The sequence below is a fragment of the Vandammella animalimorsus genome (assembly GCF_002285285.1).
GTDB lineage: Bacteria > Pseudomonadota > Gammaproteobacteria > Burkholderiales > Burkholderiaceae_C > Lampropedia > Lampropedia animalimorsus.
Window position 1 is genome coordinate 388,098 of sequence record NZ_NSJF01000002.1, and the last position, 23,598, is coordinate 411,695.

Here is a 23,598-nt window from a genome sequence, read left to right on the forward strand (position 1 = left end):
TTAATTTTCAAAAACAGGGTTAATAGAGAAAATCATGGCGCTGCATGCAAGCGCGCATTCCTGAAGCAATATTGGGGGTGGCATGGCAAGGGCCGCGCCGCCTGGCTGGGGTGCATGTGCAAGACCTCCTATGAAAAGAAAAATGACCGGCTGGGAAAAACCTGCCCAAGAGACAGGTTTTTGCAAATCATGTAACAAGCCGAAGCCATTGTAGGACGCAACCACGCGCTTGCCAACGGCTGGCGTTGCTGGGCCGGTAGCCGGTGTTGCGCCTTTGCCCAGCCGCAGGCTGGGCTGCCCTGCAAGGGCCTGCAATACGGTTTTGATGGCAAGCCTTGGGCAGGGGGGCGCGATGGCCTGGTTTTCAGCGCCGCGCCTTTGCTGCACGGCATGCCGCATGCCTACTGGCGCCCGTGCGCGGGGGGCGCAAAGTGCATAGCGCGCTTTAGGGGCTGTTCAAGCGCTTGGCGCGAGTGGGCAGCAGCGGCTTGGAATGGAACGGAGCAGGATGGGATGCAAGGCCGCAGACGGCCCAACCGCCCCAATCCGCCTGAGCGCCCGCCGCGCAAGCCAAGGGTTTTGAGCCGCGCCCTCAGGCCTTGCCGGTATCGCTGCCGCAGCTGCCGGGGGCCTTGCCGCAATGGCAGGTGTGATCCAGCCCCACGCTGTTGGCCAGGCCGCCGCAGGAGCCGGCAATGGGCTTGCGCCCGACCATGACGCCGATGGCCATGCCGGCCACGACCAGCAGCATGAGGATGAGGGTGACGAGCCAGATCATGGTTGTGCTCCAGAAACGGATGGGGGAAGAGTGGCATTAAAGGCGGCATCAAAGGCCGCCGTGCTGCGGGTGGCGAAGCCGCCATTTTCGCTTTCGTTTTTGCCCTCGCCCGTGCGGATGATGAACAGGGCGGCCAGGCCGTGTGCGCTGGCGTAGTCGTAGCCCGCTTCTGGCCCCAGCGCCATCAGCAGGGTGGACAGGCCATCGGCCTGCAAAGCCGAGGCATGGGCCACGGTGACGGAGGCCAGCGCGTGGCGCACGGGGCGCAGGCTGCGCGCATCCAGCGTGTGCGAATAGCGCTGCCCGCCCGCCTCGCGCCAGTTGCGATAGTCGCCCGAGGTGGACAAGGCCATGTCTTGCAGCGCGAGGATTTTCTGCGCTTGGCGCGCGTTTTCCAGCGGCGCTTCGATGGCGATGCGCCAGGGCTCGCCATCGGGTTTGCGGCCGGGCTTGCGGCCAGCGGCGCGCATCTCGCCGGTGATCTCCACCAAATAATTGCGCACGCCTTGACCCTCCAGCCACTGCGCCACGCGGTCCACGGCGTAGCCTGCGGCGGTGCTGTTGAACTCAAGCCGAATGGGCGCGATTTTGCACAGCCGCGCGCCCTCGATACGCAGGTGCTGCATGCCCACGCGCTGGCGCAGGGCTTGCAGTTCGGCCTCGGTGGGCGCTGTAGGTGCTGTGGGGGATGCGGCTGCGGCAGCCGCGCTGGCCGGGATGTTGGTCGTCACCGGGGCGCTGGGCCGGTGGCGAAAGCCCCAGGCTTCCAGCGCGGGCAGCAGGCTCACGTCAAACGCGCCACCGCTGGCCGCGTGCAGGGCCTGGGCGTGCTCGGCCAGGGCGATGGCGGCGGCAGGCATGTCCATGCAAGTGCCCGCGGGCGCGGCGTTGAAGCGGGCCAGGGCCGAATCGCCCCGGTAGGTCGAGACGGCGGAATCAATCTCGCCTAGGATGGCCTGCACACCCGCCTGCGCCGCCGCCAGCTCGGGCCCGCCGGATTCAGCCACGTAGCTGATCTGGTAGCTGCTGCCCATGGTGGGGCCGGTGAATTTCACGACTTGCTGAGCCTGCCCGGCGGGCTGGCAGGCGGCGAGCGCCCCAGCGGCCAGCAAGCCAGCCAGCAGTGAGCGCCCCGAAGGGCGCGGGCGATGGCGGTGATGGTGCAATCCGCGCTGTGCGGTTCTGGCCGCTGCGGCAGCCGCCCGCTCAGCCACCAAAATCATCCAAAAAGATGCTGTCGCGCTCCACGCCCAGGTCCAGCAGCATCTGGATGACGGCGGCGTTCATCATGGGGGGGCCGCACATGTAGAACTCGCAGTCCTCGGGGGCGGGGTGGTCCTTGAGGTAGTTCTCGTACAGCACGTTGTGGATGAAGCCGGTGTAGCCCGTCCAGTTGTCTTCGGGCAGCGGGTCGGAGAGGGCCAGGTGCCAGGTGAAGTTGGGGTTTTCGGCGGCGAGCTGGTCGTATTCCTCGGTGTAGAAGGCTTCGCGCAGCGAGCGCGCGCCGTACCAGAAGCTGATCTTGCGCTTGCTGTTCAGGCGCTTGAGCTGGTCGAAGATGTGCGAGCGCATGGGCGCCATGCCCGCGCCGCCGCCGATGAAGACCATTTCGGCGTCGGTGTCCTTGGCGAAGAATTCGCCAAACGGGCCGTACACGGTGACCTTGTCGCCGGGCTTGAGGTTGAACACCCAGGAGGACATTTGCCCCGGCGGTACGTCGTCGCGCCCCGGCGGCGGGGTGGCCACACGGATGTTGAACTTGACGATGCCTTTTTCTTCCGGGTAGTTGGCCATGGAGTAGGCGCGGATCACCGGCTCATCGACTTTGGAGACGTAGCGCCAGAGATTGAATTTGTCCCAGTCGGCGCGGTATTCCTCGGCGATGTCGAAATCCTTGTAGGCCACGGTGTGCGGCGGGCATTCGAGCTGCACGTAGCCGCCAGCGCGGAAGTCCACGTTCTCGCCCTCGGGCAGGCGCAGGGTCAGCTCCTTGATGAAGGTGGCGACGTTGGGGTTGGACTCAACGGTGCACTCCCACTTCTTGACGCCGAAGACTTCTTCCGGAACGTGAATCTTCATGTCTTGCTTGACCGGCGTCTGGCAGGACAGGCGCCAGCCTGCCGCCGCCTCGCGGCGGGTGAAGTGCGACTCTTCGGTGGGCAGCATCTCGCCGCCGCCTTCGTTGACGACGCACTTGCACTGCGCGCAGGTGCCACCGCCGCCGCAGGCCGAGGACAGAAAGATGTTCTGCCCCGCCAGGGTTTGCAGCAGCTTGCCGCCGGCGGGCACGGTAATGCTGCGCTCGCCATTGATCTCGATAGTCACATCGCCGCTGGACACCAGTTTGGAGCGCGCGAACAGGATGACGAGCACCAGCGCCAGCACGATGGCCGTGAACATGCCGACGCCGAGCAGGATTTCAGTAGTCATACGCTTGCCTTTGCCTGCTTACAGTTGCACGCCGGAGAAGGACATAAAGCCCAGGGCCATCAGCCCAATGGTGATGAAGGTAATGCCCAGGCCCTGCAGGCCGGCAGGCACGTCGCTGTATTTAAGCTTTTCGCGAATGCCGGCCAGCGCGGCAATGGCCAGCGCCCAGGACAGCCCCGAACCCACGCCGTAAACGGCGCTTTCAGTCAGGTTGTAGTCGCGCTCGACCATGAACAGCGTGCCGCCCATGATGGCACAGTTGACCGTGATCAGCGGCAGGAACACGCCCAGCGCGTTGTAGAGGCTGGGCACGTATTTATCCAGCAGCATTTCCAGAATCTGCACCAGCGCGGCGATCACGCCGATGTAGGACAGCAGGCCCAGAAAGCTCAAATCCACCTCGGGCAGACCGGCCCAGGCCAACGCGCCGTCTTTGAGCAAGTAGGTGTAAATCAGGTTGTTGGCGGGCACGGTGATGGCCTGCACCACCACCACGGCAATGCCAAGGCCGATGGCGGTTTCCACCTTCTTGGAAATGGCGATGAAGGTGCACATGCCCAAAAAGAAGGCCAGCGCCATGTTCTCGACGAACACGGAGCGGAAAAACAGGCTGAGGTAGTGTTCCATCTCAGATACCCTCCTTGCCACTCACGTGCGGCGCCATGCGGAAGGCGGATGCCTCGTTCTGCTCGGTCTTCCAGCTGCGCAGCGCCCAGATGATGAGGCCAATCAGGAAAAAGGCCGAGGGCGGCAGCAGCAGCAGACCGTTGGGCACGTACCAGCCGCCGTCATTCACCGTGGGCAGCACGGCGATGCCAAACAGCTTGCCCGCGCCGAACAGCTCGCGCACGAAGCCCAGCGCCAGCAGCATGGCGCTGTAGCCCAGGCCGTTGCCGATGCCGTCAAAGAACGAGAGCATGGGCGGGTTTTGCATGGCAAAAGCCTCGGCGCGGCCCATGACGATGCAGTTGGTGATGATCAGGCCGACGAACACCGACAACTGTTTGGACAGCGAATAGGCAAAGGCCTTGAGCGCCTGGTCCACCACAATCACCAGCGAGGCGATGATGACCATTTGCACGATCATGCGGATGGAGCCCGGAATCTGCGCCCGGATGCTGGAGATGAACAGGTTGGAAAAGCCGGTCACCAGCGTCAGCGCCACCGACATGACCAGCGCCGTCTTGAGGTTGGAGGTAACGGCCAGCGCCGAGCAAATGCCCAGGATTTGCAGGCCGATGGGGTTGTTCTTGAAGACCGGATCGAACAGGACTTGCTTGATCGTGGGTTGTGCCATCTCAGTTGCCTCCTGCGCGCAGGTGTGCCAGGAAAGGCCCGAAGCCCTGCGGGCCGAGCCAGAAGTTCAGCAGGTGATCGACGCCGTTGCTCGTCAGCGTGGCGCCGGCCAGGCCATCGACCTGGTGCACGGCGCGCGGGCTGGCCGCATCGACGCCGCCCTTGACGATGGCGATGGCCGGCTGGCCGCTGGCGTCAAACACCTGCTTGCCCGGCCACAGCGCCTTCCAGCGCGGGTTGTCCACCTCGCCGCCCAGGCCGGGCGTTTCGGCGTGCTGGTAAAAGCCGAAACCGGCCACGGTGTTGTAGTCGTCCTTGAGCGCCAGAAAGCCGTGCAGCGTGGACCACAGGCCGTAGCCGCGCACGGGCAGCACCAAAGTCTGCGGGCGGCCGCCTTCGCCTTCCACCAGATAGACCACCGTGAAGCGCTCGCGGCGGCGGATGGAGGCCGCGTCCTGCTCGGGGCGCAGGGCGTCGGAGAGGGCCGGGTCCTTGGCGGCCTTGAGCGGATCGAAGCTGGCGGCCTCGTGCGCGTCGCTGAAGCGACCGGTTTGCAGATCGACCAGGCGCGGCTGGATGCGCTCTTTGAACAGGCGCTGCACCTCGGCGGCGGGGGCGTCGGCCGGGGCCAGCCCGGCAATGGCCAGAATGTTGCGCTGCTTGTCCAGCTGCTTGTTCACCTGCTGCGTGGGCTTGAGGCTGACGGCCGCGCCGGCCACGAAGACCGAGCACACCAGGCAGACCAGCAGCGCCACCAGCAGCGTGCGTCCAATGGTTTCTTTTTGATCAGACACGGCGTGCGGCCCTCCGCTTGATGTTGGCCCGGATGACGAAGTGGTCGATCAGCGGGGCGAACAGGTTGCCGAACAAAATGGCCAGCATCATCCCTTCGGGGAAGGCCGGGTTGATGACGCGGATCATCACCACCATCACCCCGATCAGCGCGCCGAAGATCCATTTGCCGGTGTTGGTCATGGAGGCGGACACCGGGTCGGTGGCCATGAACATCATGCCGAAGGCGTAGCCGCCCAGCACCAGGTGCCAGTGCCAGGGCAGGGCGAACATGGGGTTGCTCTCCGAGCCGATGAGGTTGAGCAGCAGGCTGAAGCCCACCATGCCGATCATCACCCCGGCCACGATGCGCCAGGCGGCAATGCGCATCAGCATCAGCGCGCCGCCGCCAATCAGAATGGCCAGCGTGCTGGTCTCGCCCACCGAGCCGGGCATGAAGCCCAGGAAGGCGTCCCACCAGCTCAGGCCGCCCTGCGCCAGCGCCGCCACGCCGCCGCTGGCGGCCTGGCTGAGCGCCGTGGCGCCCGCGTAGCCGTCCACCGCGTTCCACACCGCATCGCCCGAGAGCGCGGCCGGGTAGGCGAAGAACAGGAAGGCGCGCCCGGCCAGCGCCGGGTTGATGAAGTTCTTGCCCGTGCCGCCAAACACCTCCTTGCCCAGCACCACGCCAAAGCTGATGCCCAGCGCCACCTGCCACAGCGGGATGGTGGGCGGCAGCGTCAGCGCGAACAGCACCGAGGTGACGAAAAAGCCCTCGTTGACCTCATGGCGGCGGATGGAGGCAAACAGCACCTCCCAAAAGCCCCCCACGGCAAAGGTGACGGCGTAAATGGGCAGAAAGTGCAGCGCGCCCAGCAGCATGTTGTCCCACGCGCTGGCGGGGTTGAAGCCGCCGAGCATGCGCATCAGCGCAAAGCGCCAGCCATCTTGCGCGGCCAGCAGCTCGGGCTGGGCGGCAAACACGGTGTTGGCCTGCCAGCCCACGTTCCACATGCCGAAGAACATGGCCGGGAAGGTGCACAGCCAGACCATGATCATCATGCGCTTCAGATCAATGCTGTCGCGCACGTGCGCGGTGGAGCGCGTCACGCTGGCCGGGCGGTAGAGAAAGGTGTCCACCGCCTCGTACAAGGCGTACCACTTCTCGTACTTGCCGCCTTGGTGAAAGTGCGGCTCGATACGGTCAAAAAAAGATCGCAGGCCCATGGTGTTCAGCCCTCCTTCTCGATGCGGGTGAGGTTGTCCCGCAAGATCGGGCCATATTCGTACTTGCCCGCGCACACGTAGGTGCACAGCGCCAAATCTTCTTCATCCAGTTCCAGGCAGCCGAGCTTTTGCGCCATCTCCGTGTCGCCCACGATCAGCGCGCGCAGCAGTTGCGTGGGCAGGATGTCCAGCGGCATCACCGCCTCGTAATTGCCAATGGGCACCATGGCGCGCGGGCTGCCGTTAGTGGTGGTGCTCATGGGCAGCAGGCGGCGGCCCAGCAGGCTGGAGAGAAAGGCCCCGGTCACCGAATGCTTGCGCGCGCCCGGGCGCAGGTAATGCAGCATCTCGCGCTCCGTGCCCTCGTGCAGGCAGCTCACCTGCACGTGGTAGCGGCCCAGAAAGGCATACGGCCCGCTGGCCGTGCGCCCGCCCAGCACCGAGCCGGATATCACGCGGTTGTTCACGCGGTTGTCCGCGCCCTCCAGCTCGCCGGCGGTCAGCTCCTCCAGGCTTGCGCCCAGGCGCGTGCGCAGCAGGCGCGGGTTTTTCACCACCGGCCCGCCCAGCGCCACGATGCGCTCAGTCCACAACTGGCCCGTGGTGAACAGCTTGCCGATGGCGATCACGTCCTGATAGCCGATGTGCCACACCGTGCGCGCCGCATCCACCGGCAGCACGAAGTGGATGTGCGTGCCCGGCAGCCCGGCCGGGTGCGGGCCGTCGAACTCCTCCACCTTCAGGCCCGGCACATCCTCGCCCGGCAGCGAGGCATTGGATGATGTATGGGGCGCCTTGCACAGCACCAGCGGCGCCAGGCGCGCCAGCACGCGCAGGCCGTGGCGGAAATCGCCAGCGTGCGCGTTGATGATGGGGGCCGGGTCGGCCGCCAGCGGGTGCGTGTCCATGGCCGTGACGAAAATCGCCGCAGGCGTGGCGTCGGCGGCCGGAATCTTGCTGAACGGCCGCGTGCGCAGCGCCGCCCACAGGCCGCTGTGCTGCAGGTTCTCGCGCACCTGCGCGTCGCTCAGCGCGTCGAGCTGGGCCTCGTCATAACGGGCGAAGGCCAGCGCCTCTTCCTGGCCCGGCGCGCCCTCGACGTCGATCACCACCGATTGCAGCACCCGCTGCTGCCCGCGGTGAATGGCGCTGACCACGCCCGCCGCCGGCGCGGTGATGTGCACGCCCGGCTGGTTCTTGTCGGAAAACAACGGCTGGCCCGTTTTCACCCGGTCGCCCACCTGCACCGCCATCGTCGGCTTCAGGCCGTGGTAATCGGCCCCGATGACGGCCACGCGGCGCACGGCCGCAGCGTCGGCCAGTTGCGGCTGGGGGGCGCCGGCCAGGGGCAGATCCAGGCCCCGTTTGATCTTATGCATCACTGGCCTTGTCTCTCTCGTGGAAAAAGGGCCGATTTTATTCAGCTAGCCCCTGCTGCAATGGCAAGTCCAGCTGCTGCGGCCCAATCTGCCCTTGCGCGGCCAGGCTGGCGTTGTGCTGCTGCGCCTGTGCCAGCGGCAGCAGCTTGTCGACCTTCACGCCCAGCAGGCGCAGCGGTTGCGACCAGTCCATGCGCTTGAGGCATTGCCCGGCGGCCTGGCGGATGGTGGCCGCGTCCTGGGTGTAGTGCGCGATCGAATGCGCGCGCGTGATGGTGCGGAAATCGCTCAGCCGCACCTTCACGCCGATGGTGCGCCCGGCGTAGCCCTTGCGCTGCAGGTCATCGGCCACGCGCTGGCACAGTGCGGTGAACAGTGCCGAGAGCTCGGCGCGGTCGCGCCGGGCGTGCAGGTCGCGCGCGAAGGTGGTCTCGCGGCTCATCGACACCGGCTGGCTTTGCACCACCAGCGGTCGCTCGTCGCGCCCCCAGGCCACCGCGTGCAGCCAGCGGCCGTAGCTGGCGCCAAAGTGCGCCACCAGTTGCTCCTGCGGCACCTTCGCCAGCTCGCCCAGTGTGGCAATGCCCAGCGCCTGCAGCTTGGCGCTGGCCTTGGGGCCGATGCCATTGACCTTGCCGCAGGCCAGCGGCCAGATGCGCGCGGTGACCTCCTGCGGCTGCAGGATGAAGATGCCATTGGGTTTGTGCCATTCGCTGGCCAGCTTGGCCAGCAGCTTGTTGGGCGCCACGCCGATCGAGCAGCTCAGCCCCGTGGCCGCGAAGATGGCCCGCTGGATGCGCTGCGCCAGCGCCAGCCCGCCATCCTCGGCGCAGCCGGGCAGGCCGCTGAAGTCGATGTAGACCTCGTCGATGCCGCGATCCTCGATGCGGCTGGCGTGCTCGCCGATTGCCGCCTTGAAGCGCGCCGAGTAGGCGCGGTACTGATCGAAATCGGCCGGCAGCAGATAGGCCTGCGGGCATAGCCGCGCGGCTTTCATCAGCCCCATGGCCGAACCCACGCCGAACTGCCGCGCCTCATACGTGGCGGTGGTGATGACGCCGCGCCCGGCATAGCCACCCAGGCGGGGGAAGGCCTGCAGCGGGATCTGCGCTGGCGGCAGCGCCTCCAGCGCCGCATCGCCCAGCCAGCCCGGCGCGCGCCGGCCGCCGCCGATGACCAGCGGCAGCCCGCGCAGCTGCGGCTGGCGCAGCAGCTCCACCGAGGCAAAAAACGCATCCATGTCCAGGTGCGCAATGCGCCGCACGGCCTGGCCCGAAACGGGCGCAGGCGTGGTGGCGGGCGTGGCGGGGGTGGTGCAATTCATGGCAAGGGGGCGGCCCAGGCTGCGGTTTTCCCGGCTGGGAGCGGCGCCCATTGTCCCGTATCCTCGCGCCGGTATGGGCCGGCGAACCGGCCGGCCCGCAGGAGAGAGGCGATGAGCGAACAAAGCAATTGGATGGAGTTCACCCGGTTCGTGCCCGGGTTCGATTTCTTGCGCAGCCTGGCCCCGGCGGCGCTGGGCCAGGCGCAGGGCCAAAGCGGCGCAGCCGGGGCGGCCTTTCAGCAATGGCTGGCCCCGACCATGGACCCGGCCGAAGTGCAAAAGCGCATCGACGAGCTCAAGGTCGTCAAGTTCTGGCTGGAGCAAAACGGCCGCGCGCTGGAAGCCACCATCCAGGCCCTGGAGGTGCAGAAGATGACGCTGAGCGCGCTGGGCCGCATGAACCGCGACGCGCGCGAGATGGCTCAGGCCTTCAGCGAAGGCATCCAGCAGGGGGCGCAGCGCTCGGCCGAAGTGTTCCAGGCCGCCATGCCCGACATGCCCGCGCCGGGTAGCGCTGCCTCTGCCGCCCAGGCCGAAGGCGCAGTCCATGACGGGGCCGGCGCGGCGCGCGATGCGGCCCAAAGTGCGACTGAGGGCGCAACTGAGGGCACAACTGAGGGCACAACTGAGGACGCCGCCAACCCCACGGCCGAGGGCATGGCCGCCATGCAGCACATGCAGGCCCAGGCCCTGCAGTGGTGGGGCGCGCTGACCGAGCAGTTCCAGGCCATTGCCGCCAAGGCCTTGGACGACATCGGCCAGAACGTGGCCGCCGCCCAGGCTTCAGCCGCTGCCGCTCCTGCCGCCACCCAGCCCAAAGCGCCGCGCCGCCCCCGGGCCAAGAAAGCCGCAGCGCCCGCCAAGGCCAAGCCCAAAACCCCGACGGCCCGCGCCAAGGCCGCTGGCGCTGCGCGAGGCAGCGCCAAAACGCGCGCCGCTGCCAGCCCCCAAGGCCCTAATTTGCGCGATGGGAGAAAAGCGCCGTGAACCAGAACGACGCATTGATTGATTTGTGCAAAGCGTGCGTGCAGGATGCCAAACTGACCGCGCAGCAAGGCTGGCAAAAACTGATTCTGATTGCGGAAGTCACCAGCGCCAGTGTCAAGGCATTTGGCTATTCGTACAACCAGCAGGGCGAATGTCAATGGATAGCGCCATCGCTGGATTTTGATATGGACAAGCTGCGCGCTTTGCAGCAGGTCATGCAAACGGAAAAACCCAACGGGCGCGGTTGGCTCAAATGCATGATCCGCATCTCGCGCGCCGGGGATGTGGGCGCGGATTTCGAATACGACGACCCCAACCGCTGGAGCCACACGCCAGACAATTACAAGCAGCGCATGGCTGAATATGCGGCCATGCCGGTCTGAACTTTGTTTTCATGAATCTGATGGAGGAAAAATGACAAAGGACGAAGCCCTGATGGAGCTTTGCAAATCCTTGCTGCAGGATGCAGAAGTCACCGAGCAGGAGGGTTGGCAGAAAATCATCCTGATTGGGGAAGTGGGCGATGGCCATGCCGGCATGCGCGGATATTCGTATGACGCGCAAAATACCTGCCTGATGGTGGCGCCGGATGGGCCGCGCTTGAATTTGCTCATCAAATTGCATGCTGTCATGAAAGCGGAAAACCCCAATGGGCGCGGCTGGCTCAAATGCATGATTCGCATCTCACGCGCCGGGGAGGTGGGCGCGGATTTTGAATACGACGACCCCAACCGCTGGAGCCACACGCCAGACAATTACAAGCAGCGCATGGCCGAATATGCGGCCATGCCGGTTTGAGGGGCTGCTCAAAAGCCCTGCCCGGCGGGCCCCATCAAGCCGGATTGGGTGGATAGGGTGCGCTGCCGTGCCCACAAGGCCTCTGCGGCCCATAGGCTGGGCGGCGCAGCCTTGCTGCCCATGCCCAACCGCTGCTTGCCGTTTGCGCCAAGATGGCGAATACGAGTCTCGGGGCAAGCCCTGAAGGGCTATGCGCGCGCCAGCGTCAAGTCAGTGGCGCCAATGGCTGTAGGCAGCGGCCGCCACGGATCAGCTCTTCAAACCCGCTGACCAGCGCATCGAGCAGCATGCGCACTGCCGGGCGCATGCCGCGCCGGGTGGCGTAGGCGGCCTGCACCTGGCCCGCTGGCGGGGCCCAGCCGGGCAGCACTTCCTGCAAATCGCCGCGCGCCATTGCGTCGTGCGCCAGCAGCCGGGGCAGGGCGGCGCAGCCCACGCCGGCCAGCGCGGCGCACAGCAGGGCGTCGGCATCGTTGACCACCAGGCGCGGGGCCAGCGGCAAGGCGGCGTGGCGGCCATCGGGGCTGCTCAAGAGCCATTGGCTTTCTTCGGGCGAGTTGCCCAGCGCCACGCTGGGCAGGCGGGCCAGGTCTTGGGGCGTGGCGGGCGGGGCGGCGTTGGCCAGCAGGGCCGGGGCGGCCACCAGCACGTGTGGGCTGAGGGCCAGCGGGCGCAGGGTTTCTTCGCGCGGCAAGGGGGTGCCGGGGGCGCGCACGCGCAGCGCCAGATCGATGCCGTCCTGCCAGACGTCGATGTTTTGGTTGCTGGCCTGCACCTGCACGCTGACTTGCGGCCAGGCGTTGAGAAAACGCGCCAGCATCGGGCCCACGGCGTGGTGCAAGAGCGCGGGCGGGCAGGACAGGCGCACCGCGCCGCGCGGCGCGCCGCTGTGCTCGCGCGCCAGGGCCTGCGCGGCTTCGGCCTCGGCCAGCATGGCGCGGGCGTGTTGCAGGGTGCGCTGGCCCATGTCGGTGATGGCAAAGCGGCGCGTGGTGCGCTGGATCAGGCGCACGCCCAGGCGCTCTTCCAGCGCGGCCACGCGGCGGCTGAGTTTGGATTTGGGGATGCCGGTGGCCCGCTCGGCGGCGGCAAAGCCGCCGTGCCCGGCCACGTGGGCGAAGTAGGCCAGGTCGTTGAGGTCGTACAAGTCGTCACTGGGGGCGTGCATGGGGCAGCTGATTGTTGCAAACGCAGGATGATGTGGTGAAGAAATGCCAGTTTATCCCGCAGGCATTCGTCCCTACCATTGCACCCATGCCGCTTTTGGGCGGCGTTGATTTAGAGCTCATAACACGCTCTCAGAAAGGATGTTTGCCATGACCACTGTTGCCACCACCGCCAAGACCGTGATCGACACCCGCAGCGCCCCTGGCCGCCACTGGGTGGGCGATGGTTTTCCCGTTCACGGCATGTTTGGCTACAGCGGCGCGGATGTACCCAGCCGCAGCCCGTTTCTGATGCTGGACTATGCTGCGCCGACCGAATTTCCGCCCAACAGCGGCTACCGCCGTGGCGTGGGGCAGCATCCGCATCGCGGCTTCGAGACGGTCACCATCGTCTATGAGGGTGAGGTCGAGCACCGCGACAGCACTGGCGCTGGCGGCGTGATTGGTCGTGGCGATGTGCAGTGGATGACGGCCGGCGGCGGCATCATTCACGAGGAGTTTCATTCCGAGCGCTACAGCCGCGAAGGCGGGCCATTCGAGATGGTGCAGCTGTGGGTCAATCTGCCGAAGAAGGACAAGATGACCCCGGCGCACTATCAGGGCATTACCGATGCGCAAATCCCATCCATCGCGTTGCCGGGTGATGCCGGGCGGGTGCGGGTGATTGCCGGGCAGTATGGCGAAGGCAAGGGGCCTGCCGAGACCTACAGCCCGATGAACGTCTGGGATGTGCGCCTGAAGGCCGGACAAAGCGCCGACTTGGCGCAGCCCGAAGGCTGGAGCACGCTGCTGGTGGTGCTCGATGGCACGGTGCTGGTCAATGGTGAGAAGGTACTGCGCAAGGCCGAAATGGCCACGCTCTCGCATGAAGGCAGCGGCGTGAGCATTGAGGCCAATGCCGACGCCAAGGTGCTGCTGCTGGCCGGTGAGCCGATTGACGAGCCGGTGGTGGGCTATGGCCCGTTCGTGATGAACAGCCAGGCCGAAATCGCCGAAGCCATCCGTGACTTCAACAGTGGCAAGTTTGGCCGCATGGCTTGAAGCGTGGCGGCAGGCCATCACCTGCCGCCTATCCGTTAGGGCCTGTTCACCCTAGGCAAGGAGATCGCGTTGTGGCCTGTAGGGGCCGAGCACAAGGCGGCAACCGCAGCAAGGCTGGATGCCTTGCGAGGATTGCCAACGCCGTGGGCGGCCCCTACAGGCCACAACCCTTGGGGAAGGCATGAAAAATTCCCCCGCTCGGCGTTGCCCGTCTTGGGCGTATCGACATACGCCCTGCCACGTGCGCCTTGATCGGAGCGATTTTTCAGGCCTTCGCGACTCTTTGCATAGGGTGAACAGGCCCTGGCCACTAGGCTTGCATGGCGCAATGCCATCAATTGCAGCGCCTTCCCCCATTTCTATCCCCAGCCCAAAGCCAAGGAGCACACATGACCCCACAAAAATTCACCGCCCATAGCAAAGACGTTGGCGGCATCCCCGTTGCCCGGCTGGTGCCGCAAGCCGGACGCCGCACCATCGGCGCCTGGTGCTTTCTCGACCATATCGGCCCCGCTCGCTTTGAGGCGGACAGTCCCGGCCTGCAAGTCGGCGCGCATCCGCACACCAACCTGCAAACCTTTACCTGGATGCTGGAAGGCGAGTTGTTGCACCGCGACAGCCTGGGCTTTCGGCAAGTGATTCGCCCAGGCCAGGTCAATCTGATGACCGCAGGCACGGGTGATGCGCACGGCATCGCCCATACCGAGCAGACCCCCGAAGGGGTGCGCAGCCTGCACGCAGTGCAGCTGTGGATTGCCCTGCCGATGAATCAATCCATCGCGCCGGGCTTTGTGCATTACCCGGAACTGCCCACCTGGCAGGAAGGCGGCGTGCGCTATGCCCTCACCACCGGCAGCTTTCAGGGGCGTACCGCACCCACCATGCAGCACAGCCCACTGCTTGGCGTGGATGTGCAATGCCAGGCTGAGGCCAGCCTGCCAATATCCTGCCAAAGCGGTTGGGAATACGGCGTGCTGGTGATTGCCGGTCAGGTGCGCATCGGCGGTGAAACCTTTGGCGCCGATGAGCTGGCCTTCATCGCTGCGGGCGAAACCCAGTTCGCCATCGAAGCGGAAGCCGGCAGCCACTTCCTGCTGCTGGGCGGCGAGCCGCTGCCGCACCCCACCGTCATGTGGTGGAACTTCGTCGCCGACAGCCGCGAGGCTTTGACGCGCGCCGTGGACGAGTGGAACAACCACAGCCCGCGCTTTGGCGAGGAAATCGACCTCACCGACACCCCGCTGCGGCGCTTGCAGGCGCCAGAGGTGCCCGGCAACCTGCGCTAAAGCTGCATACGGCCTGCCAGCGCGCAGGCCGTCATGTTTCAATCGCGCTCATGATGGATGTTGATGCCCTGACTGCGCACATTCGTGCGCAGCTGCACCAAGACCCCACGCCGGCGCAGATTGCCGCGCATTTCGGGGTCAACCGCTTTGCCCTGAGCCGCTGGTTTCGCGCCGAAACCGGGCTGTCGCTGCGCGACTACATCGCCGCGCTGAAAATCGAGCAGGGCATTGCCCCGCTGGTGCAAGGCCAGCCAGTGATTGCCTCGCAACTGGAGGCCGGCCATGCCAGCGCCGCCACCTATGCGCACCGCTTCCGCGCCCATACCGGGCAAAGCCCGCGCGACTATCGCGCACAGGCCGCCACCTTCAGCGCCACCTTGCGGCAAGCGCTGCATGACGGCCGCGCCCGGGTGCTGCCCTACCACGGCTTCGACCCCGCCGCCCATCCGCAAACGCATGCGCTCAGCGTGGAAATACAGGGCGAAGGGCTGGCATCGCTGGTGTTTGTCGGGTTGTTTCCCGAGCCGATTCCGCGCGGTGTGCCGGTGCTGGGGCGGGCGCTGTTTCACACCCGCCGCTTTGTCATCGACCACATCCCCGACGGCCGCTACCACTTGCTCGGCTGTGAAATGCGCCCCAGCCTCAACCCGCTGGATTTCTTCCGCCTCGACCACTGCCTGCGCGCCCTGCATCCCGAGCCGATTACCTTCCCGCTGCCGGCACCGCAAACGCTTGATTTAGCCTTCCGCCCGCTGCGCCCCAGCGACCCGCCGATCACCGTCAATATGCCCAAACTGCTGTTTGACTACCTGCGCCAGCGCAATCCGTGACAAATGCCGTGCGGCGATTTGCGGCAGGATGGCGAGCCTGACCATCCCCGTTGAGCGACTTTGCCCTGTAGGGTGTGCCCTGCATCGGTTTTGTGAAGCAGGTCTGTGGCAGAGAACAACGCATCGTCGCGCAGACTGCCCGAAAACGGCATTGAAAAACCCATAAGGAGCGTTTGCCATGATCACCCTTTACGCACTCAAGCAATCCCGCGCCTATCGCATTGCCTGGTTGCTGGAATTGCTCGGCCTGGAATATCGCGCGGAAGTCATCGCGCGCGATGCCGAAACCGCGCTGGCGCCCGACAGCCTGCGCCGCATCCACCCGCTGGGCAAATCGCCGCTGATAGACGACAACGGCTTGGTGCTGGCCGAGAGTGGGGCGATTGTCGAATATCTGATGACCCGGTACGGGCAGGAAGCCGCGTTGAAGCCGCCGGTCGATAGCCCGATTTATCCCGATTACCTGTTCTGGCTGCATTACGCAGAAGGTTCGTTAATGCCGTTATTGGTCATGTCGCTGGTCTTTCGCAAAATCGAAACACGCAAAATGCCGTTTTTCGTCAAGCCCATTGCCCGCAAGATAGTCGAGGGCGTGCGCGCCGCGTTTTTGAACCCGCAACTCAAACGGCATCTGGAATTTGTCGAAAGCAAACTGGCAGGCCGCGCCTGGCTGCTGGGCGAAGAAATCAGCGCCGCCGATGTGATGATGAGCTTTCCACTACAGGCTGCGGTGTCGCGCACCGCGCTGGATTTGCCCCATATCGCCGCCTACGTGCGCCGCATCGAGGCCGACCCGGCCTGGCAGCGCGCAAGCGAGCGCATCGGCAAACTGGAATTGCTCTAACGTATCCATTTTCATCCGCGCCACAAGCGCACCCACTCACCCCGCGCAGGAGAAACCTCATGAAAATCAGCCACTATCTTTATTTCAACGGCAATTGCGCCGATGCCATGACCTTTTACGCCGAACTCTTGGGCGGCAAGCTGGAAATCATGACTTATGCACAAATTCCGTCCGATCCCGACATGCCGCCGCTGTCCGAAGCCGATAAAACCAAAGTCGCGCACAGCCAGCTGATGCATAACGGCGAACGCCTGCTCAACGCCAGCGACAGCCTGCCGGCCTTTTGCAGCGAAGGCGGTTTCCAGCCCATGCAAGGCTTTCAGGTGGCGATTAACGTCGATACCCTGGCCGAGGGCGAGCGCATTTTCAACGCGCTTTCGGAAGGCGGGCAGGTGCAAATGCCGTTCGCCGAAACCTTCTGGGCCAAGGGCTTTGGCATCGTCACCGACCGCTTTGGCACCCCGTGGCAGGTGAATGCCGAGCTGCAAGGCGAATAAGCGCCGCCATAGACCGGCGCGGCTGCCTGCAAGCGATTCAGGCAACCGCGCGCCGATTTGAAGACGCCAGATTCATCGCTTGCCCATTTCAAAATGAGCTTGCATCATCAAAAGTTGAAGATCTTGCGGACTTGGTATGACGCTCAAGGTCAAATGGCATCAGGCGGAGGCGGGCATAAATTATAAGATAAGAGAATTAAAGCGTTGCGAAATCAATCTCTTGGATGAATTTCTGTATGAAGCGGTTTTTGTTCCCGAGGGGGCGCAAGTGCCGCCCAGAGGTATTGTAAAGCACCCCGATTTGCAGAAATATGTTGCAGATTTTGGCGGAAAAGATGATGTCTGTTATGTGGCGGAAGTCGAGGGGAGGGTGGTAGGGGCGGTATGGACGCGTATCATCCATGATTTTGGCCATGTTGATGATGAAACCCCGTCCCTTTCCATTTCGATTTTCAAGGGGTATAGAAATTTGGGTATTGGAACGGCGCTTATGAAACAAATCCTTTTGACGTTGAAAGAGCGAGGATACAGGCAGGTTTCATTATCGGTTCAAAAGGCCAATCCTGCGCTGCGCATGTATGAAAAACTGGGTTTTGAAATTGCCCGCGAAAATGAAGAAGGCTGTATCATGGTTCGCAGGCTTTGATTGATGAAATCCCCGGCTTGCCAAGCAGAATATGACCGAGAAAAACCTGTTTTCTGTGCCCGCGCGCCTTCGGTGACAAATGCCGCGCTGCTGTTTGCAGCAGGATGGCGCTCTTGCGCCAACAACACATTAACCCGGGAGCCGCGCCATGATGAAGCTTTTCACCTTTGACCGTGCGCCGGATTTTGCCCACGGCCTCGTGCGCGACATCCGCATACGCTGGGCGCTGGAAGAAGCGGCGCTGCCCTATCGGGTAGAAAGCGTGCCCTTCGAGCCGCGCAGCCATCTGGCGCAACAGCCCTTCGGGCAGGTGCCGTTTTTGCGCGATGGCGAGGTCGAACTGTTTGAAAGCGGCGCCATTTTGTTGCACCTGGGCGAGCACAGCGAACGCCTGCTGCCGCGCGCCGCGCCGGCCCGCGCGCAGGCCATCAGCTGGCTGTTTGCCGCCTTCAACTCGGTGGAAATCGAGACCCTGCCCTGGGTGTATTTCCATTTCAACCGGGTGCAGAACGAGCCCGGCTGGCTGGCGGCGCTGGAAAAGCGGCGCGATCGCCGTCTGGACAGCATGGAGGCGGTATTGACTGGGCGGCAGTGGCTGGGCGCGGATTTTTCGATTGCCGATATCGCCATGAGCGACGTACTGCGCCTGGTCGGCCATCTGGGCGGGCTGGCCCATTACCCGGCCTGCCGCGACTACGTGGCCCGCGCCAGCGCCCGCCCGGCCTTTGCCAAGGCGCACCAAAACCAGCTGGCCTATTTCACCCGCGCCGTCGGTTGACGCCGTTCGCATTGGCAGCGGCTGCCTGAAAGCGCTTCAGGCAGCCCTTGACACATAAGGAGAAACATTTATGACCACATCCACCCCGCTGGCCTGCCGCTGCGGCCAGACGCGCATGGAAGTGATAGGCGCGCCGTTTATGGTGACCGAATGCCTGTGCAACAGCTGCCGCGCCGCCGCCGGGCGTTTGGCGACGCTTGCGCAGGCGCACAACCTGCTCACGCCCCTGGGGGCGACGGCAACCGCCCTGTATCGCAAAGACCGCGTGCGCTTTGTGGAGGGCTTTGAGCGTCTGGCCGAATTTCGCCTGACGGACGACGCGGGCACCCGGCGCGTGGTTGCCACCTGCTGCAACACGCCCCTGTTCATGGAACTCAAGGGCGCGCACTGGCTGGATATTTACCTGCATCTGTGGCCGGCGGCTTCCCGCCCCAAGCCGCAAATGCGCACCATGACGAGCGATCTGGCCGATGCCTCGGCGCTGCCCGATGACTTGCCCAATCTGCGCAAACAATCGCTGGGGTTCTACGCCAAGCTGTTCGGCGCGTGGGCGGCCATGGGCTTCAAAAATCCGCCCATTGCGATCAAGGAGAAGCTGCATGTCTGACGACAAAATCGACATCGAAAACATCAATATGCCGGGCAAAACCGCCCGCGTCGATCGCGCGAAATACTTGGCCATGCGCGAGGCGTTGCTGGCGGTACTTCCGCCCGAGCCGCCGGGCATCACGGTAGCGCAGGCCAAGAAGGCGCTTTTGCCGCAGTTGCCAGAAGCGCTGTTTCCCGGTGGCGCCACCGCGGGCTGGTGGCTGAAGGCGGTTCAGCTCGATCTGGAAGCCAAGGGCATCATCCAGCGCGCGCTGGTAAAGCCCGTGCATTTGTACCGCGCGGGCGGCTAAGCGCTCGCCAGTCTGACGGCAGCTTCGCCGGCGGTTCAGCTCAACGCCAATCAAGCCCGGCCAGCGCTTCGGCCAGGTAATCGACAAAGGCGCGCACGCGCGGCGGGGTGTGGCTGCGGGTGGGCATCACGGCGTAGATGCCGCTGTCGGGCAGGCGGCAGTCGGGCAATACGCGCTCCAGCCGCCCGGCGCGCAGGTCTTGGTGTATGTGCCAGAGGGAGTGAATGGCGATGCCCTGCCCGGCGATGGCGGCCTGGCGCAGGGCGTCGCCGTAGTTGCTGGCCAGGCGGCCGTGCACGCGCACGCTTTCTTCTTCGCCTTCGGGGTTGATGAGGCGCCAGTAGTGGTGCGGGCGGGGCTGGCTGTGGTGCAGCAGGCAGTCGTGTTCGGCCAGGTCGGCAATGCGCTGCGGCGCGCCGCGGGTTTTCAGGTAGCCGGGGGCGGCGACGAGCACGCGGCGATTGTCGGCCAGACGACGGGCGATCAGGCTGGAGTCGCTCAGCGCGCCGATGCGGATGGCCAGGTCAAAGCCGTCGCCCGCCAGGTCGATGGGGCGGTCATCCAGATGCAGGCAGATGTGCAATTGCGGGTGGGCGGCGAGAAAGCCGGGCAAGAGCGGGTTGAGGTAGTGGCTGCCGAAAGAGGGCGGGGCGGTGAGGCGCAGGGCGCCGCTGATGCGCTGGCTGTGCTGTTGCAAACGGCTGGCGAGGGCTTCGAGTTCAGCCACCAGCGGGCGGCCTTCTTGGGCCAGCGCCAGCCCTTCCGGGGTGGGGTGCAGGCGGCGCGTGGTGCGGTGCAGAAGGCGCAGGCCCAGTTCGCTTTCCAGCCGTTGCAGGCGCTGGCTGGCGACGGCGGGGGAGATGTCCATGTGCCGCGCGGCGGCGCTGATGGAGCCGCTGTCGAGCACTTGCAGGAACAGGGCGATGTCGCTCAAGCGGTTCATGGCGTTTGCGGCAGGCGGACGGCGTTTGCCTGATGGCGCGGGTGGTTCGCGGTGGCTGTGGTGGTCATTTTGGCTCCTGTTTCAATTTTTTCTTGAAAAAGATTCAAGAATACACCGGTTTATCTGGGTAATCAAAAAGCGGATAGTGCGCGCTTTTCCACGATAAGAAAAGGATGCCCATGCCGCTTTCTGCCCCTCAACGCCTGCCGCTGGCGGTGTATGCGCTGACCATTGGCGCGTTCGGCATCGGTACGACCGAGTTCGTCATCATGGGGCTGTTGGTACAGGTGGCCGCCGAGTTGCAGGTGACGCTGCCGCAGGCGGGCGGGCTGATTTCCGCTTATGCGCTGGGGGTGTTTTTCGGCGCGCCGTTGCTCACGCTGGCCACGCGACGCCTGCCGCACAAGGCCACGCTGCTGGGGCTGATGGCGGTGTTTACCCTGGGCAATCTGGCCTGCGCGCTCGCGCCCAGCTATGGCTGGTTGATGGCGGCGCGGGTGTTGACGGCGCTCTCGCACGGCAGCTATTTCGGCGTGGGGTCGGTGGTGGCGGCGCAGCTGGCGCCGCCGGACAGGCAGGCGCAGGCGATTGCCCTGATGTTTACCGGGCTGACGCTGGCCACCTTGCTGGGCGTGCCCGCCGGAGCCTGGCTGGGTTTGCACTACGGTTGGCGCTCGACCTTTTGGGCGGTCACCGCCATTGGCGCGCTGGCGGCGCTGGTGGTGCTGGCCTTGGTGCCACGCAGGCAGGCCGATGCGCCGCCGGGCCGGGTGCGCGATGAGGTGCGCCAAGCGCTGCGCCTGCCGGTGCTGTTGGGGCTGGGCATGACGGTATTGGGCTTTGGCGGCCTGTTCGTGGTGCACAGCTATATCCAGCCCATTCTGATGGAAGCGGCCGGATTTGCCGAAAGCGCGGTCGCGCCCATCCTGCTGCTGTTCGGCGTGGGCATGGTCATCGGCGGCCTCGCGGGCGGCAAGCTGGCCGATCGCGGCGTGGCGCGCGCGTTGCTGATTAGCCTGCCGGGGCTGGCCGCCGTGCTGGCTCTGATGACCGCCGCCTTGCCCAGTGGCCCGGCGGCGGCAGGGTTCTCTCTGCTGCTGGGCGCGGCCGCCTTTGCCACCGTGCCCGCGCTGCAAATGTGGGTGCTGCAACGCGCAGGCCGGGCGCAAAGCCTGGCCTCCAGCCTCAACATCGGCGCGTTCAACCTGGGCAATGCCATTGGCGCGTGGTTGGGCGGCGTGGTCATCGCCCAGGGGCTGGGCCTGCACAGGCTGCCGTTGTTCGCTGCCGTCATGCCGCTGCTGGCCACGATTGTGGCCTGGGCGGCCATCCGGCGCGAGCGCTTGCGCCCACCTGAAAACCTTTTCCACTGATATCCAAGGAGTCATCCCCATGCAATACCGCTTCCTCGGCCAATCCGGCCTGAAAGTTTCCGCCTTCGGCTTCGGCGTGGGCACCTTTGGCGGCAAAGGGCCGCTGTTTTCCGCTTGGGGCGATACCGACGCCCATGCCGCGCGCCGCCTGCTGGACATTGCCATCGAGGCGGGCGTGAATTTCTTCGACACCGCCGACGTCTATTCCGACGGCGAATCCGAGCGCGTGCTGGGCGAAGCCCTGCGCGGGCGACGCGACCAAATCATCTTGTCCACCAAAACCGCGCTGCGCCTGGGCGAAGGCGTCAACGACGCCGGCGCATCCCGCCATCGCCTCTTGCGCGCGGTGGACGCCAGCTTGCAGCGCCTGGGCACGGATTACATCGACCTCTTGCAACTGCACGCCTTCGACGCCCGCACCCCGCTGGAAGAAACCTGGCGCGCCTTGGACGACTTGGTGCGCGCGGGCAAGCTGCGCTATGTCGGCGTCTCCAACTACGCCGGCTGGCAGCTGATGAAAGCGCTTGGCATCAGCGAGAGCCGCGGCTGGGCGCGGCCGGTGGCGCATCAGGTGTACTACTCGCTGATCGGACGCGATTACGAATGGGAGCTGATGCCGCTGGCGCTCGATCAGGGCGTGGGCGCAGTGGTATGGAGCCCGCTGGGATGGGGGCGGCTGACCGGCAAACTGCACCGCGGCCAGCCCCTGCCCGAAGGCAGCCGCCTGCACCAAACCGCGCAATTCGCCCCGCCCGTGGCCGACGAACACCTGTGGCGCGTCACCGATGCGCTGGACGCCATCGCCGCCGACACCGGCCGCCCCGTGCCGCAAATCGCCCTCAACTGGCTGCTGCAACGCCCCAGCGTCGCCACGGTGCTGATCGGCGCGCGCAATGAAGCGCAACTCCAGCAAAACCTCGCCGCCGCAGACTGGACGCTCAGCGCCGAACACATGGCGCAACTGGACGCCGCCAGCTTCCGCATGCCGCCCTATCCCTACTACCCCTACTGGAACGGCCAGTTCGCCGAACTCAACCCGCCGCCGGTGGCAGTTGGATAAAACTCGAGCCACTTTCAGGCAGCTTGTGAGGCTGCCTGAAAGAAGGGCTTCTTAACTCAAGCATCGTTAGAGTATTGTTTTACTTCGATCTGATCGGGCTCGTGGATGTGGTGAGTTTTTATGATTAGAAGTGGATTCTTTGGGTTAGGCGGCGCTGTAAACCAAAAATAATCGGTAAATACATCATATTCTGATTTATCAATGTGTTTGGGTGTGGGTGTGGCATTGCTCCCTAGATTTTCTGGCATGGCATCCGGCCAAGCTAAAGGGTGCATCTGATGAGATCTGTTTGGGGGTGGCAGTTGAACCGGGAGACGAAGCTCTCCAAGGCTGCCGCCAAATTTATTATTCATTCCATTCGCTGCATGGGTGGCCGCTTCTATTCTTAATAACTGTCCTGAGCTTGGCTCGCCATCGCTTTTCACCATAAAAACGCCATTGACACCGTTGGCGTGGTGTTGGTGATATGCCTTAAGTTGCGCCTCTCTTTTCTTGCTTCCATGAGGGCCTGTTAAATCAAAAATGCGTATCCCCCATATTTCTTCCAGCTCTGAAGTGGGCATTTCAAATAAACACTGACTATCCAAGTTGCTGTACATCTGGTAGAGCAGATCATCAATGTCTTTGATTGGCGCAAGATTTTTACAGGCGGCTTGCTTCATGGCTTCACTCGCTTTTTCCGGGGCGGGGACAGGCTGCGCCTGGCTGGCACAAGCGGCCACCAGCAAGACGCCGGCAGATAAAACAATATTCTTCATTGGCTTTTTCCTTTCAAATATAGATATGCCTTGCGGTCAAGCCCATTTCAGTAACGCGCCACCTTTATCGCACATTTAGTCTCATGTCAACAGGCATGAATGCCTTATATATCCATAGGCGTATGCCCCCAAGTTCAACTGGCTACGCCCCGCCCCAGCGTCGCCACCGTGCTGATCGGCGCGCGCAACGAAGAACAGCTGCGGCAAAACCTCGCCGCCGCCGACTGGACGCTCAGCCCCGACCACATGGCGCAACTGGATGCGGCGAGCTTTTGCATGCCGTCCTATCCCTATTACCCCTACTGGAACGGCCAGTTCGCCGAACTCAACCCGCCGCCGGTGGCAGTGTGAGCATTTGCGGCCTGTGTCTGCTCTGCATGAGGTCGCCGCTCAGGGGGTTGGTGTCTGCCACTCCAACACCCGCAGCAAGGCGGCAAGGCCGGCATCGAGCTGCTGGCGGTGTATGCGCTGACCATTGGCGCGCTGG

Annotated in this window: 27 protein-coding genes and 1 pseudogene; 15 read left to right on the plus strand and 13 right to left on the minus strand. The window is 64.5% G+C overall.

The features are described from left to right. From CK620_RS13780 to dinB, 10 genes are all read right to left on the minus strand, one after another. Nucleotides 1-399 (minus strand): hypothetical protein, encoded by a 399-nt coding sequence (locus CK620_RS13780; RefSeq protein WP_143325943.1) that lies wholly within the window; start codon nt 397-399, stop codon nt 1-3. A 193-nt stretch (nt 400-592) separates the two neighbouring features. Continuing rightward, nucleotides 593-778, minus strand: coding sequence for a (Na+)-NQR maturation NqrM (gene nqrM, locus CK620_RS05120; protein ID WP_095549380.1), 186 nt, complete (start codon nt 776-778; stop codon nt 593-595). Continuing rightward, complete coding sequence (locus tag CK620_RS05125) at nt 775-1,833, minus strand: FAD:protein FMN transferase (protein WP_238946022.1); 1,059 nt, start codon at nt 1,831-1,833, stop codon at nt 775-777. Before CK620_RS05125 ends, nqrM begins: the two co-directional genes overlap by 4 nt. Before the next feature lie 151 nt (nt 1,834-1,984). After that, the gene (gene nqrF, locus CK620_RS05130; protein WP_095549382.1) at nt 1,985-3,208 is read right to left on the minus strand and encodes an NADH:ubiquinone reductase (Na(+)-transporting) subunit F; all 1,224 of its coding nucleotides are present in this window, start codon (nt 3,206-3,208) and stop codon (nt 1,985-1,987) included. Between the two features lie 18 nt (nt 3,209-3,226). After that, the gene (gene nqrE, locus CK620_RS05135) at nt 3,227-3,835 is read right to left on the minus strand and encodes an NADH:ubiquinone reductase (Na(+)-transporting) subunit E (RefSeq protein ID WP_095549383.1); all 609 of its coding nucleotides are present in this window, start codon (nt 3,833-3,835) and stop codon (nt 3,227-3,229) included. 1 nt (nt 3,836) lies between these two features. Continuing rightward, a complete protein-coding gene (locus tag CK620_RS05140) occupies nt 3,837-4,505 on the minus strand; it encodes an NADH:ubiquinone reductase (Na(+)-transporting) subunit D (RefSeq protein WP_095549384.1) in 669 nt (222 codons plus the stop codon). A gap of 1 nt (nt 4,506) precedes the next feature. Beyond that, complete coding sequence (locus CK620_RS05145) at nt 4,507-5,298, minus strand: Na(+)-translocating NADH-quinone reductase subunit C (RefSeq protein WP_095549385.1); 792 nt, start codon at nt 5,296-5,298, stop codon at nt 4,507-4,509. Continuing rightward, nucleotides 5,291-6,502: an NADH:ubiquinone reductase (Na(+)-transporting) subunit B gene (locus CK620_RS05150; protein WP_095549386.1), complete on the minus strand. Its 1,212-nt coding sequence runs from the start codon at nt 6,500-6,502 to the stop codon at nt 5,291-5,293. Before CK620_RS05150 ends, CK620_RS05145 begins: the two co-directional genes overlap by 8 nt. A 5-nt stretch (nt 6,503-6,507) precedes the next feature. Then, nucleotides 6,508-7,881 carry a Na(+)-translocating NADH-quinone reductase subunit A gene (locus CK620_RS05155; protein WP_095549387.1) on the minus strand — a complete coding sequence of 458 codons (1,374 nt, stop codon included), beginning with the start codon at nt 7,879-7,881 and terminating at the stop codon, nt 6,508-6,510. 37 nt (nt 7,882-7,918) lie between these two features. Then, on the minus strand, nt 7,919-9,205 hold the full coding sequence (gene dinB / locus CK620_RS05160; protein WP_095549388.1) for a DNA polymerase IV: 1,287 nt from the start codon (nt 9,203-9,205) through the stop codon (nt 7,919-7,921). Between the two features lie 111 nt (nt 9,206-9,316). Here dinB and CK620_RS05165 point away from each other — a divergent pair, with 111 nt between their 5' ends. The 3 genes from CK620_RS05165 to CK620_RS05175 are packed head-to-tail and all read left to right on the plus strand — an operon-like array spanning nt 9,317 to nt 10,990. Continuing rightward, nucleotides 9,317-10,192 (plus strand): PhaM family polyhydroxyalkanoate granule multifunctional regulatory protein, encoded by an 876-nt coding sequence (locus CK620_RS05165; protein ID WP_095549389.1) that lies wholly within the window; start codon nt 9,317-9,319, stop codon nt 10,190-10,192. Further along, nucleotides 10,189-10,575: a hypothetical protein gene (locus CK620_RS05170; protein WP_095549390.1), complete on the plus strand. Its 387-nt coding sequence runs from the start codon at nt 10,189-10,191 to the stop codon at nt 10,573-10,575. Before CK620_RS05165 ends, CK620_RS05170 begins: the two co-directional genes overlap by 4 nt. A 31-nt stretch (nt 10,576-10,606) precedes the next feature. After that, nucleotides 10,607-10,990, plus strand: coding sequence for a hypothetical protein (locus CK620_RS05175; RefSeq protein ID WP_095549391.1), 384 nt, complete (start codon nt 10,607-10,609; stop codon nt 10,988-10,990). Nucleotides 10,991-11,195: 205 nt separating this feature from the next. On the opposite strand, the gene CK620_RS05180 is transcribed toward CK620_RS05175, so the two are convergent. Continuing rightward, complete coding sequence (locus CK620_RS05180) at nt 11,196-12,137, minus strand: LysR substrate-binding domain-containing protein (RefSeq protein ID WP_095549605.1); 942 nt, start codon at nt 12,135-12,137, stop codon at nt 11,196-11,198. Nucleotides 12,138-12,306: 169 nt separating this feature from the next. Between CK620_RS05180 and CK620_RS05185 the strand changes: the two genes are divergently transcribed. From CK620_RS05185 to CK620_RS05225, 9 genes are all read left to right on the plus strand, one after another. Continuing rightward, nucleotides 12,307-13,197 carry a pirin family protein gene (locus CK620_RS05185; RefSeq protein ID WP_095549606.1) on the plus strand — a complete coding sequence of 297 codons (891 nt, stop codon included), beginning with the start codon at nt 12,307-12,309 and terminating at the stop codon, nt 13,195-13,197. A gap of 389 nt (nt 13,198-13,586) precedes the next feature. After that, nucleotides 13,587-14,483: a pirin family protein gene (locus CK620_RS05190; RefSeq protein WP_095549392.1), complete on the plus strand. Its 897-nt coding sequence runs from the start codon at nt 13,587-13,589 to the stop codon at nt 14,481-14,483. 50 nt (nt 14,484-14,533) lie between these two features. Further along, nucleotides 14,534-15,313, plus strand: coding sequence for a helix-turn-helix transcriptional regulator (locus CK620_RS05195; protein WP_095549393.1), 780 nt, complete (start codon nt 14,534-14,536; stop codon nt 15,311-15,313). A gap of 178 nt (nt 15,314-15,491) precedes the next feature. After that, nucleotides 15,492-16,157, plus strand: coding sequence for a glutathione S-transferase (locus CK620_RS05200; RefSeq protein WP_095549394.1), 666 nt, complete (start codon nt 15,492-15,494; stop codon nt 16,155-16,157). A gap of 59 nt (nt 16,158-16,216) precedes the next feature. Continuing rightward, nucleotides 16,217-16,654 carry a VOC family protein gene (locus CK620_RS05205; RefSeq protein ID WP_095549395.1) on the plus strand — a complete coding sequence of 146 codons (438 nt, stop codon included), beginning with the start codon at nt 16,217-16,219 and terminating at the stop codon, nt 16,652-16,654. A 136-nt stretch (nt 16,655-16,790) separates the two neighbouring features. Then, entirely contained in the window at nt 16,791-17,300 is a 510-nt protein-coding gene (locus CK620_RS05210) for a GNAT family N-acetyltransferase (RefSeq protein WP_238946023.1), read from the plus strand. A 148-nt stretch (nt 17,301-17,448) separates the two neighbouring features. Next, complete coding sequence (locus CK620_RS05215) at nt 17,449-18,078, plus strand: glutathione S-transferase family protein (RefSeq protein WP_095549396.1); 630 nt, start codon at nt 17,449-17,451, stop codon at nt 18,076-18,078. Between the two features lie 70 nt (nt 18,079-18,148). Next, nucleotides 18,149-18,685, plus strand: coding sequence for a GFA family protein (locus tag CK620_RS05220; RefSeq protein WP_095549397.1), 537 nt, complete (start codon nt 18,149-18,151; stop codon nt 18,683-18,685). Further along, complete coding sequence (locus tag CK620_RS05225) at nt 18,678-18,977, plus strand: DUF6958 family protein (RefSeq protein WP_095549398.1); 300 nt, start codon at nt 18,678-18,680, stop codon at nt 18,975-18,977. Before CK620_RS05220 ends, CK620_RS05225 begins: the two co-directional genes overlap by 8 nt. 40 nt (nt 18,978-19,017) lie before the next feature. Here the strand turns inward: CK620_RS05225 and CK620_RS05230 are convergent, their stop codons facing one another. After that, entirely contained in the window at nt 19,018-19,920 is a 903-nt protein-coding gene (locus CK620_RS05230) for a LysR family transcriptional regulator (RefSeq protein ID WP_095549399.1), read from the minus strand. A 173-nt stretch (nt 19,921-20,093) separates the two neighbouring features. On the opposite strand from CK620_RS05230, the gene CK620_RS05235 reads away from it, so the two are divergent. Continuing rightward, complete coding sequence (locus tag CK620_RS05235) at nt 20,094-21,293, plus strand: MFS transporter (RefSeq protein ID WP_095549400.1); 1,200 nt, start codon at nt 20,094-20,096, stop codon at nt 21,291-21,293. Nucleotides 21,294-21,312: 19 nt separating this feature from the next. Continuing rightward, nucleotides 21,313-22,353 (plus strand): aldo/keto reductase, encoded by a 1,041-nt coding sequence (locus CK620_RS05240; protein ID WP_095549401.1) that lies wholly within the window; start codon nt 21,313-21,315, stop codon nt 22,351-22,353. A gap of 56 nt (nt 22,354-22,409) precedes the next feature. On the opposite strand, the gene CK620_RS13785 is transcribed toward CK620_RS05240, so the two are convergent. Continuing rightward, nucleotides 22,410-23,111: a hypothetical protein gene (locus CK620_RS13785; RefSeq protein ID WP_143325945.1), complete on the minus strand. Its 702-nt coding sequence runs from the start codon at nt 23,109-23,111 to the stop codon at nt 22,410-22,412. A 126-nt stretch (nt 23,112-23,237) separates the two neighbouring features. On the opposite strand from CK620_RS13785, the pseudogene CK620_RS05245 reads away from it, so the two are divergent. Beyond that, nucleotides 23,238-23,462: pseudogene (locus CK620_RS05245) on the plus strand (aldo/keto reductase); the annotation flags it as partial. Between the last annotated feature and the right edge of the window lie 136 nt (nt 23,463-23,598).

What these genes read in the sequence shown, in the direction of transcription:
- CK620_RS05235 (WP_095549400.1), top strand. Translation starts at nt 20,094, where the DNA reads ATGCCCATGCCGCTTTCTGCCCCTCAACGCCTGCCGCTGGCGGTGTAT.
- CK620_RS13780 (WP_143325943.1), bottom strand. Translation starts at nt 399, where the DNA reads ATGCGGCATGCCGTGCAGCAAAGGCGCGGCGCTGAAAACCAGGCCATC.
- nqrM (WP_095549380.1), bottom strand. Translation starts at nt 778, where the DNA reads ATGATCTGGCTCGTCACCCTCATCCTCATGCTGCTGGTCGTGGCCGGC.
- CK620_RS05150 (WP_095549386.1), bottom strand. Translation starts at nt 6,502, where the DNA reads ATGGGCCTGCGATCTTTTTTTGACCGTATCGAGCCGCACTTTCACCAA.
- CK620_RS05185 (WP_095549606.1), top strand. Translation starts at nt 12,307, where the DNA reads ATGACCACTGTTGCCACCACCGCCAAGACCGTGATCGACACCCGCAGC.
- CK620_RS13785 (WP_143325945.1), bottom strand. Translation starts at nt 23,111, where the DNA reads ATGAAGAATATTGTTTTATCTGCCGGCGTCTTGCTGGTGGCCGCTTGT.
- CK620_RS05215 (WP_095549396.1), top strand. Translation starts at nt 17,449, where the DNA reads ATGATGAAGCTTTTCACCTTTGACCGTGCGCCGGATTTTGCCCACGGC.
- CK620_RS05165 (WP_095549389.1), top strand. Translation starts at nt 9,317, where the DNA reads ATGAGCGAACAAAGCAATTGGATGGAGTTCACCCGGTTCGTGCCCGGG.
- nqrF (WP_095549382.1), bottom strand. Translation starts at nt 3,208, where the DNA reads ATGACTACTGAAATCCTGCTCGGCGTCGGCATGTTCACGGCCATCGTG.
- CK620_RS05200 (WP_095549394.1), top strand. Translation starts at nt 15,492, where the DNA reads ATGATCACCCTTTACGCACTCAAGCAATCCCGCGCCTATCGCATTGCC.
- CK620_RS05155 (WP_095549387.1), bottom strand. Translation starts at nt 7,881, where the DNA reads ATGCATAAGATCAAACGGGGCCTGGATCTGCCCCTGGCCGGCGCCCCC.
- CK620_RS05230 (WP_095549399.1), bottom strand. Translation starts at nt 19,920, where the DNA reads ATGAACCGCTTGAGCGACATCGCCCTGTTCCTGCAAGTGCTCGACAGC.
- CK620_RS05220 (WP_095549397.1), top strand. Translation starts at nt 18,149, where the DNA reads ATGACCACATCCACCCCGCTGGCCTGCCGCTGCGGCCAGACGCGCATG.
- CK620_RS05190 (WP_095549392.1), top strand. Translation starts at nt 13,587, where the DNA reads ATGACCCCACAAAAATTCACCGCCCATAGCAAAGACGTTGGCGGCATC.
- CK620_RS05140 (WP_095549384.1), bottom strand. Translation starts at nt 4,505, where the DNA reads ATGGCACAACCCACGATCAAGCAAGTCCTGTTCGATCCGGTCTTCAAG.
- CK620_RS05195 (WP_095549393.1), top strand. Translation starts at nt 14,534, where the DNA reads ATGATGGATGTTGATGCCCTGACTGCGCACATTCGTGCGCAGCTGCAC.
- CK620_RS05175 (WP_095549391.1), top strand. Translation starts at nt 10,607, where the DNA reads ATGACAAAGGACGAAGCCCTGATGGAGCTTTGCAAATCCTTGCTGCAG.
- dinB (WP_095549388.1), bottom strand. Translation starts at nt 9,205, where the DNA reads ATGAATTGCACCACCCCCGCCACGCCCGCCACCACGCCTGCGCCCGTT.
- CK620_RS05240 (WP_095549401.1), top strand. Translation starts at nt 21,313, where the DNA reads ATGCAATACCGCTTCCTCGGCCAATCCGGCCTGAAAGTTTCCGCCTTC.
- CK620_RS05205 (WP_095549395.1), top strand. Translation starts at nt 16,217, where the DNA reads ATGAAAATCAGCCACTATCTTTATTTCAACGGCAATTGCGCCGATGCC.
- CK620_RS05210 (WP_238946023.1), top strand. Translation starts at nt 16,791, where the DNA reads ATGACGCTCAAGGTCAAATGGCATCAGGCGGAGGCGGGCATAAATTAT.
- nqrE (WP_095549383.1), bottom strand. Translation starts at nt 3,835, where the DNA reads ATGGAACACTACCTCAGCCTGTTTTTCCGCTCCGTGTTCGTCGAGAAC.
- CK620_RS05225 (WP_095549398.1), top strand. Translation starts at nt 18,678, where the DNA reads ATGTCTGACGACAAAATCGACATCGAAAACATCAATATGCCGGGCAAA.